Raw genomic sequence first — 9,203 nt, forward strand, 5'->3', positions numbered from 1 at the left:
GAAGCAAGAACTCATCGGGACTGTATTAATTTAAGGAGGACATTCCAATCGAAACATTAGGCGGACGCATTAAGAAGATTAGGAAGCTCAACGAATTGAATCAAAATGACTTCTCCAGTCAAGTGGGTATTTCGCAAGCAACGCTAAGTGAATTGGAACAGGACAAGTATAAACCATCAGTAGAGACCCTTACTGCGATCGTAACTGAATTCCGTACCGATCTAACTTGGCTTCTGTTTGGAAAGTCTAACTCGATTAATAAGGTTATCGGTATTAACGAGGTTAATGAGAAAGAAGCAGACTTGCTGATGCATTTCGAGAAATTGAAAGAGATTGACCAAGACGAGATCATAGAATTCATAAAAATGAAAATAAATCGCTATTAGTTTCTGATGGAAAAAAGTTGTAGACTAGAAAAATAAAGTCTTAGCGGTGATAAATTTTTGTCCAGTGACATTAAAGTTGGAGACCAATTAAAGGTGATATGCAGCTGGAAATTTCCTGCGAATATTTCTCATGACTTTCTTTTACGCAACGTAAAAAGCCCTAGATTTAGGGCTTTTTTATTTACTGTTACCTTACCTACGATTCAATTTCCATTAATGAAAATCATTCAGCTTATTGAATTGACAATGCTATCTGAATATCCAATAATTTTCTGAAACCCTAAAGTATGAGTCTCAACAGATTCCATAAAATCAATCCGATCCTGAAAGGCGATGTAGTTTTGATTCCCAGTTGCCTTGTTTATTGACTCATCCACCTGGTCATTGACTGCAGGTGTAAGGATCGTGTGGATCAGCATCAAACTCGATTCATGGTAGAGGGTGAATGGTTTATGATAAAGGATATCGAGGGTGTTGTAATTGAGCATTGATCGTCATAAATTAATTGATCATCTTGAAGAGAATGCTGCGCAGTTACGGTTGAAAATAGATGGTTATGACGAAGCGAAAAACATCGATAGCGGAATGATTCTGATGTGGGTCGCTAAGAAGATCATGCTCACTCATTTGCTGGACGATTTATACAATGGAAAATTCAACGAAGAAAACTAACGGAATAACTATACTAAACCCGATCAACTTGAAGTGCACCCCATTTAGTAGACATTGGAAAAACCCGTATTGGAACCGATGATACTTTAGGGGTGTATTTTTATGAGGAAAATAGAGCAAACGAATAAATTGTATTCAAATGAAGTAGTCCTGCGCACTGCATCGAACCTTACAAAAGAGGAACTAACCATAGCCTTAACTAAAGCGAATAAAGCGCCATTTCTGCGCGATAAGGTGATGGAAAAGCTGGTAGCTTCAGCATTCATGATGTTGTGAAAGCAAATAGAGAAGTATTCAATTCATAAATTACAAATCCCTGTACCTTCAACTAACGGAGAACATTAGTTTAAAGCAAACTAGCATTGTAACTGGCTGCTGTTTTTTGCTAAAGACATATATAAGAGGGGATGATGGTTATGGAACTTATTATCGTTAAAGGCGATATAACAAAAATTCCAGTTGATATCATAGTAAATGCTGCAAACTCCAGCCTTCTTGGAGGGGGCGGGGTAGATGGTGCCATTCACCGGGCTGGTGGGCCAGCCATCCTAGCAGAATGTCGAGAAATTAGGGCAAGGCAGGGGGAGTGTAAAACAGGTGATGCTGTAATAACAACCGCAGGCAGGCTCCCTGCAAATAAAGTCATCCACACTGTCGGACCTGTTTGGATAGGTGGACAGAATGAAGAAGAGGAAAAGCTAAAGAACTGTTATAAAAAATCACTACAGATAGCCGATGATTACGGTGCTAAAGTGATTTCTTTTCCATGCATTTCAACAGGGATATATCGCTTTCCAAAAAGATTAGCTGCTGAGCTTAGTCTTGAAGTGATCAAGTCTTATAAGTGCAGAATACTGGAGAAAATCATCTTCGTGTGCTTTGATGAAGAAAGCTACGACATCTATCATAACCTATTAGATTCCTAAGATATGTGAATGTCGGATAGGCAATTTTAACTAACGGAGAACGTTAGTTCAATAGCACTCAACGATGAGCAGGCACTGCGGTAGCCTGCACATTTTATTAACGGGCAGCTTTGTTTGGAATAATAGTCATATACTGTAAGGTGGTAAGCAGAGAAGCAATAGGAGGCTTGGTTATGCAATATTTCATTGGAATAATACCGCCGCCAGAATATTTAGAAAAAGTCTTTATCTTTCAAAAAGAATGGAAAAACAATGGTGTGGTAAATATGGTGGAGCCACATATTACCTTAAAAGCACAAGGAGGATTATCACCCGATTTAAGCTGGCTGGATAAATTAGAAAAGTTATGTACCAATTTCCCTTCATTTCCAATCACGTTGTCTGACCCAAAATTCTTTGGGGACTATGTGTTGTATTTAAGTGTCGAGTCACAGGAGCTTTATCGACTTCATTCACAAATAGTACAAATGATTAACCCTTCAAAAGAACTTATTAAGCAGTATTTCGAACTTGCTGACTTTATACCGCATCTTACTTTGGGTAAGACTTACTTCGGCATGAATCCAAATGAACTTGAAGAAATGTCAGTAGCTGCCCGAAAGGCGTTAACTCCATATCCTACTTTTAATGTGAATCAAATAAGGCTCTATCAAGAAGTTGAGCCATTAAAGTACATACCATATAAGGATATTACTTTGAAACCATAGGCTTGGCTATGTACCCCATTCAGCTAACGGGTAACGATAGTTGAATAATAATGGATAGGGCAGGCGCTGCGGTGACCTGCTCATTTTATTAAACTCCTATGGAAGAACGCAATTGCTTCCATAATCCGTGGTGTCGCGTGAGCGGCATGGATGGCTAACGGGCAGGATAGCTTGGTGATATCAAAAGGGTTCCAACAGTAAGTCTCGAAAATATTAACTGTAAGATGCACCAGCGAAAGGATAATGAATAAAATGAAATTTTTTAACCTTTTAAAAAAACACAGATATAAGAATGTCAATATCTATGTAAGCAAACATAAAGACTTGTTTATGATTCCAACAGGTTCCTCCAAAAAATTTGGAATTGCGGAAATTAACATTGTTAATGAACTAAAATCACCTTATACAGATGAAGGTATAGAGGAGAAGCTTTTATTAACATTTGATCAATGTTTCACCAAGAATCCAGATGAATTAATAAATATCACACCAATCGAGCTACATTTCAAAATAAAAGGATGGACTAATGCTGTTCGAAACAAGAAATTGATTAGTTGCATGTGGAATGATGAGAGTGGTTATGTAATTACACCAACCAATAAAGTTCCATACAATGGTTACGAGCATCAAGAAGATGATTCGATTGTGGTAGGAAAAAAAATTAACCTTGGTGATCTGGCGAATGCTGTTAAAATAGCGATTGAGAAATCAAAGAATTAATGAGCTCTCAGTTATCTGCTAATTATGTAGGCTACTTGTTAAACTATACCAGCTAATAGCTTGTCAAGATTACCAGTAAAGCGATCTTAAATCATATGGTATAGTTAGAATAAGCATGCCAAATAATAACCCTCCAATTTTATTTCTTATTGGAAGGTTATACCGAAAAACTTCTTTATGTTGGACGGAATGCTTTTTTGTTTTTCAAGATAGCATGGAGCCAATGAACGAGCTTATTTGCACATGCGACTAGAGCGACTTTATGCGGTTTTCCTTCTTCTCTTTTGCGATCGTAGAACGCTTTAATTCGCATATTTCGGGAGCGGATAAGCCCACACTGGACAGCCATAACCAGTGCATAACGAAGCTGTCTAGAACCGCGTTTAGTGATTCGATTTCGGGTTGCCGTAAACTTACCTGAAGCAAAGACACTTGGGTCGATACCAGCAAAGGCTACTAGTTTTTTCGGATGACCAAATCGGTCAATTTCCCCAATTTCCGATAAAATTGTTGCTGCAATTTTATGGCCAATACCGGGAATGGACTGAATTAAATCATACTCTTCGATTTCTTCTGCCAGGGCATCTATGTTTTGTTCCAACTCAGCAAGATGCTTCTGGTACTGAAGAATGAGGGCGATGAGAACTCTTAAATTAACTAAGTGGCTAGCGTACATGGTTTGTTCGAAGGGGTTTTGTTTTGCCGCATCCAGCAGCCGCTTTACCCGCTCGCTAACCCAGTCTTCAGAACGGCCTCGTCTCGTTGAAAGCAATTGTTTCATTTTGGCGTGAAGGATTTCTTCGTCCGTTTGTAAAACTGAATTTGAAGTTGGGAACTCATATAAAAACCGTAGTGGAATGCCTGAATACATAGCTCCAAAGACACCTTTGTAAGCAGGGAAAACCTGATCTAAAACAGCTTGGAATTGCAGTTTAGTCTGTACACACATCTTTGAAAGAGACTCATATTGCCTTGTAAGATAGCGCAGATTGAGCAATTGCACACTTCTTTTCTTAACCGGTTCAAACTCTTCTTTGTAGTACAGTTCTCCCAAAAGGTAAGCATCAGCAGCATCCGTTTTCACTTTACGAAGGTTAGACTTCCTAAGTCGATTCGAGATGAGCGGATTTATAACAATGTATAGATAGTGATTCTCCTCGAGGAACTGAACAACGGGGCTTTGATAATGCCCGGTGGCTTCCAGAATAAGCAAAGGACGTTGTCTGGATGCAAGCTCGAGGGCTTGAACAATTTGAAGTAACTTCGCCAGTCCTTCTCGAGTATGCTCGAAATGGAAAGTTCCTTTGTATGGTTTCCCACGCTCTAAAAACGCTTGTCCATGGCTTTCTTCTTTAGAAATATCTAGACCGATAACTGGATTCATTTCGTCTCTCCCTGTTTGTATAGATTCACCGGCAGCCCCTACGGTTTCTTCTTGTCGCTCCATAGCATCGCTTGTTATACGGGATCTCACGTCCCAACCAGCCTCAATCATGGTCATGACAAGTAGGGGTGAACAATATAGCGCTCGGGATCGAGTCCCACGGGCAGTTACGTTCCACCATGCTAACTTAATCCTCTATGCAAATGAAAAAAGGATCAACCAGAAAGAACTGGTTGATCTCATAATACGAACGGGCAGTTTAGTGCCAATATGTGGTATTCTTTCTATAAGAAAGTTCGTTTCTTTTTTGGTTTATATACGAGAAACGTGCTTCGAGTAGATAATTATCGTATTTATGTAATTACAAACGAAAAGGAGCTTCCAATGACCGCTATAATTGCATTTTCTAACACTAACGGTGTCTTTATCGCAGCGGATTCACGGCGAACAGATTTGACCACAGGGACAATTTCATCTGTGAAGAAGGTACATAAACTTAATGAGCATGTTTTTGCGTTTACTGCCGGACTTGGGGATTATGGCGATTTCGCTAGAAATGAATTGAAGAAAAAGCTTACAGCAGATCAATATATTTACGATATTATCGAGCTCGCAAAACCAATATTTAAATCGGTATACGCACGTTCTTTACAAGATCATCCAAACCATACTCAGCGTCTGTTGCTAGGACTTGTTGGAGTAAACCCCAACTCAGGGGCAGGGAAAATTCTTTTTATACAGGACAATGTCGATAATTACCAAACTATAGTCGAAAAAGAACCTAACTTACCGTTTTTTATGTCTACTCAAAGCGAAGTCTTCACACTTGATGGTATGCGAATATTTAATGAATTAATTAAAGATGGTCAAATACAAATGGATACCTTTGCGTATACAGCAATCCAGCAAGCAACTACAAAAGAGCGAATGGTGGGTTTTCCTATCCAACTGGTATTAATCAAATCTGGAGAGCCAGCAAATGAGAAATATCCTGTAGATGTAGATGGATATACGTCAGATCCATTTTTTAAGTTGTCACTATAAGATAATTTAGATAAGAGTACAGAAGATTGCAGCGAGGAAATACTTGAGGAATATGCAGTCACAAGAGAACATCCCTTGTTAAATGGCGTTACGCTAACGGGGAACGATAGTTAAATCCTGAAGGGGCTGACGTGTGGCAGACTATCGCTAAGCTAACGGGCAGAATAGTTGAATTGTTGTAAAGGAAAATTTATTTGTTTCGCGAATACTTCAATATCAAGTAGTTATTAAATGAAATACGGAAGGCATGCTACAGGGAAAAAGGAGTGATACGAAATGAAGATAACTTTGTATGATGCAATAATAGATGCCTTGCAAACTCTCGGCGGAGAAAGACATTACACTGAGATCAATGACTGGATTGTAAGCAAGTATGGACCTCGGTGGAAAAGCTGTAATACGGAAATGGCTGATATGGTGCACCCTGAAAGAGGTGGGAAAAACAATGATAGTTCAAGGCACCCTACTGAAAAGCGGGTGTTATCGAGAAAAGGAGACGGAATTTATAGTCTATAAACGACAAAACTAATAGGAACTGAAGCACAGTGATTACAGGCTGCCGGGCAAAAATAGGCAGCCTGTCAAACTAACGGGCAGAATAGACAAAATCGGTTATAAGTAATGGTGTCCTCAATACTATTTACGAATGACTAAGTATTATCCCATTCAGTTACAACTTGGCATATAGGGGGATTTTGAATTCTAGATGATGCAGGATCATACAAATTAAATGGATTTTATAGGAGATGATTCCATGTTCTTTGAAGAACGAGAAAGATCCGAAGGTCTTATAGGTGATTTTATAGAACAAGACATCAAGTTTAATACAAATATTTATGATGAACCGAATGTTTTATATCCGACTAGTAACTATCCTAAAGACGAGAAGTTTAGAGTGCGTTTACATAAAAGTAAGGAGGCAGAAAAAGACCCTGACATTTTTGAAATACTAGTACCAGCATCGCCAGAAACTCAAATATACTCGATCCCGTTTTGTACAGATGAGCAATTAGAGGTACTTAGCTCTTACAATAATAGTGCCGGTGTTTATGTTTTCTATGGACCAAACGATAATTGGGGAAGAACCCCTTTATACATAGGTGAAACTAATGATCTTTGGGGGAGGATAGTTAAACATGTTTCAGGATCCTCCCATCTAAATAACAAAGATAAAGATTATTCACCGTATAAGTACTTTAGATGGGTGGAAATCTTTGCTTTGGACTCAAAAAACCATAGAAAGCTTCTTGAACAAACTTTAATCGCAGTAAAAAATCCCTTACATAATTGTTACACTGAAGATAGGCATTCTAATGCAAAAGAACGTTATGTGAATTATATGAATAAACATATTGGTCTAATTGATGAAATCACTAAATTTGCAGAACAAGATTGGGATTATGCTGCGTTAGAACTTAATTCTGATTTGGAAGAGTATTATTTGGATAAATATGATATACAGAAAGTTTACGGCAGAAATTGTCCAACCTTCTTTACTTACAGGCTTACACATTCAGATACGTACAATGATAGTCAATGGAAACCAACGAATTAAGTCGGCCGTAGTGATGTTAAGCTCCCTCAGAGAATAAGGTTTTTCTCGCAAATACTCGCGAATTCGCAGAATTTCACATATAGATTTAAATAGGAGTTTAAAGAATTACATCATAAGGGCTAGGCAGTTCCGTTTGAGGGCATGCGGGAATAGAAGGTGTTGGTCTATATACAACATCTTCCTTAGAAAGCTTTGCTGCACGTCTCTCTCCACAAGGTCCTTGGGATTCACTCTCCCAAATCTCAACGGGTCTAAGCCCTTACATTCCTTCGTCCTATCTATCCAAGGTGTGGAGTCCGATCAACGTTAACGGAACGGGTCTATGCCCTAAAGCGTAAAAATCTCGGTACTCCGTGCTTTCTTTGTGAAATCCTTCGAACGATCTAATCTACGTATCTGGGTTGTGCATGTAGTCGTTAAGCTGCTATTAGCGGTTGAGCCTTATCCTCGGAGAAAGCTTGTCCTTCTCGCGCCATGGCTACAAGCATTCGAGCTAATTTCCCAATCAACTTCATCATGGATTGCATTTTCGTCATTCGTTTTACTTCAACATTGTGTGCATGGACGGCTTGGAATGCACGATTGTGAGATAAGAGGTGAAACACTGAGAAATACAAATGCTTCCGAAGTAATGAGTTTCCTCGTTTGGTTAGCTTAATGTGCCCCTTAAACTTACCAGAACTACGTTCCGCTAAGTTTAATCCAGCCTTTCGCAATAACTGATTTCCGTGAGAGAGCTTACGTAAGTCCCCGCCAAATGCGAATATGGCAGCCATAGCGGGAACGGAAACACCGACGGATCGAACGAGATCCGAACAGGGGATCTCGGGCAATAGCTTTTTAATGATCTCGTCCGCTTCAGCAATGATGTGGCAGATTCGTTCATATTCTTCGACAAGGTGCCTAAGTTCCCATTTGTCCTCTTCAAGGGCAGTAGCATCTCCAACGCTATGTCTAGCGAGTGTTTGGAGCTGGATAGCCTTGTTTCTGCCTCGCACACCGCCCGGTCTAGCCATGTAAACTCCCCAGGTTTGCACCATCTGCTCTGGCGTTAACTGCAATACGTCAGATGGGGCTGGGAAACGACGCAAAGTGGCTAATGAACGTGGACTAAAAATATCTTCAAACGCTTTGCCGTATTCTGGGAAACGGATATCCAACCAGCGGTGGATTCTGTTCTTAATCCGCCCGGATTTAACCACCCAATGCTCTCTGTTTGTGACAATAACCCGTAAGCGGCGGAAGGCTTCTTCCTTTGGAGAGAAGAGCGTATAAAACCCGCGGCTCACTGCATCGGCAATGACCAAAGCGTCCTTTGGGTCATTCTTTGATGGAGAGTTATCTCTGTTTTCCTTATTGCGTTTGGTCGTCATTGGATTAACAAGAACAACAGAAATCCCTTGTTTCATCAACCAATGAGCGAGATTAAACCAGTAGTGACCGGTACTCTCCATTCCCACAATGACGTCATTCAAATTGTGCCTGATCTGTAGTTTATGAATATTGTTTATTAAGTGCTCAAAGCCTGCATGGTCGTTCGAAAACATAATGGGACGATTGCTGAGGACAATACCTCGAAAGTTAATCGCTTGAGCAGCATGTTTCTCTTTGGCAATGTCGATGCCGATGACTAGCGTAGAAGTGGAAACACGTTCTACACGTTGATTCTGAGCTTTAGTTAGTCTAGACTTCATAATAACGCCTCCTAAGGTGAGTTCTGAGGGCTGCAACCCAGTACATACTCATCCTAGCGAGGCGTTTGTTTTTCTGCAAATTGAATCTACTAACACCTACAGGAATGTTAACGGG

At 39.8% G+C, this 9,203-nt stretch carries 11 protein-coding genes; 9 read left to right on the forward strand and 2 right to left on the reverse strand.

Annotation, left to right across the window (positions count from 1 at the left end; all coding sequences use genetic code 11):
- The first annotated feature begins 68 nt into the window (after positions 1–68).
- The 6 genes from AB4Z45_RS31390 (at position 69) to AB4Z45_RS31415 (ending at position 3,411) form a co-directional block, all read left to right on the forward strand.
- The gene (locus AB4Z45_RS31390) at positions 69–386 is read left to right on the forward strand and encodes a helix-turn-helix domain-containing protein (protein WP_441913445.1); all 318 of its coding nucleotides are present in this window, start codon (positions 69–71) and stop codon (positions 384–386) included.
- Positions 387–866: 480 nt separating this feature from the next.
- Positions 867–1,058 (forward strand): hypothetical protein, encoded by a 192-nt coding sequence (locus tag AB4Z45_RS31395; protein WP_441913425.1) that lies wholly within the window; start codon positions 867–869, stop codon positions 1,056–1,058.
- Positions 1,059–1,160: 102 nt separating this feature from the next.
- Complete coding sequence (locus AB4Z45_RS31400) at positions 1,161–1,334, forward strand: hypothetical protein (protein WP_441913427.1); 174 nt, start codon at positions 1,161–1,163, stop codon at positions 1,332–1,334.
- A 140-nt stretch (positions 1,335–1,474) separates the two neighbouring features.
- Entirely contained in the window at positions 1,475–1,984 is a 510-nt protein-coding gene (locus tag AB4Z45_RS31405) for an O-acetyl-ADP-ribose deacetylase (protein ID WP_441913429.1), read from the forward strand.
- A gap of 173 nt (positions 1,985–2,157) precedes the next feature.
- A complete protein-coding gene (locus AB4Z45_RS31410) occupies positions 2,158–2,691 on the forward strand; it encodes a 2'-5' RNA ligase family protein (RefSeq protein ID WP_441913431.1) in 534 nt (177 codons plus the stop codon).
- A gap of 252 nt (positions 2,692–2,943) precedes the next feature.
- Positions 2,944–3,411 (forward strand): hypothetical protein, encoded by a 468-nt coding sequence (locus AB4Z45_RS31415; protein WP_441913433.1) that lies wholly within the window; start codon positions 2,944–2,946, stop codon positions 3,409–3,411.
- A gap of 175 nt (positions 3,412–3,586) precedes the next feature.
- Here the strand turns inward: AB4Z45_RS31415 and AB4Z45_RS31420 are convergent, their stop codons facing one another.
- Positions 3,587–4,795 (reverse strand): IS110 family transposase, encoded by a 1,209-nt coding sequence (locus tag AB4Z45_RS31420; RefSeq protein ID WP_441913435.1) that lies wholly within the window; start codon positions 4,793–4,795, stop codon positions 3,587–3,589.
- A 384-nt stretch (positions 4,796–5,179) separates the two neighbouring features.
- On the opposite strand from AB4Z45_RS31420, the gene AB4Z45_RS31425 reads away from it, so the two are divergent.
- The 3 genes from AB4Z45_RS31425 to AB4Z45_RS31435 all read left to right on the forward strand — a co-directional run bounded on the left by AB4Z45_RS31425 (position 5,180) and on the right by AB4Z45_RS31435 (position 7,394).
- Positions 5,180–5,839, forward strand: coding sequence for a hypothetical protein (locus tag AB4Z45_RS31425; RefSeq protein ID WP_441913437.1), 660 nt, complete (start codon positions 5,180–5,182; stop codon positions 5,837–5,839).
- A gap of 276 nt (positions 5,840–6,115) precedes the next feature.
- Positions 6,116–6,355, forward strand: a complete 240-nt coding sequence (locus tag AB4Z45_RS31430; protein ID WP_441913439.1) for a hypothetical protein — start codon at positions 6,116–6,118, stop codon at positions 6,353–6,355.
- Positions 6,356–6,593: 238 nt separating this feature from the next.
- Positions 6,594–7,394: a GIY-YIG nuclease family protein gene (locus tag AB4Z45_RS31435; protein ID WP_441913441.1), complete on the forward strand. Its 801-nt coding sequence runs from the start codon at positions 6,594–6,596 to the stop codon at positions 7,392–7,394.
- Positions 7,395–7,810: 416 nt separating this feature from the next.
- On the opposite strand, the gene AB4Z45_RS31440 is transcribed toward AB4Z45_RS31435, so the two are convergent.
- Positions 7,811–9,088 carry an IS110 family transposase gene (locus AB4Z45_RS31440; protein WP_441913443.1) on the reverse strand — a complete coding sequence of 426 codons (1,278 nt, stop codon included), beginning with the start codon at positions 9,086–9,088 and terminating at the stop codon, positions 7,811–7,813.
- Positions 9,089–9,203: the final 115 nt, after the last annotated feature.

The organism is Paenibacillus sp. MCAF9 (genome assembly GCF_052114265.1).
In the GTDB taxonomy this organism is placed as follows: domain Bacteria; phylum Bacillota; class Bacilli; order Paenibacillales; family Paenibacillaceae; genus Pristimantibacillus.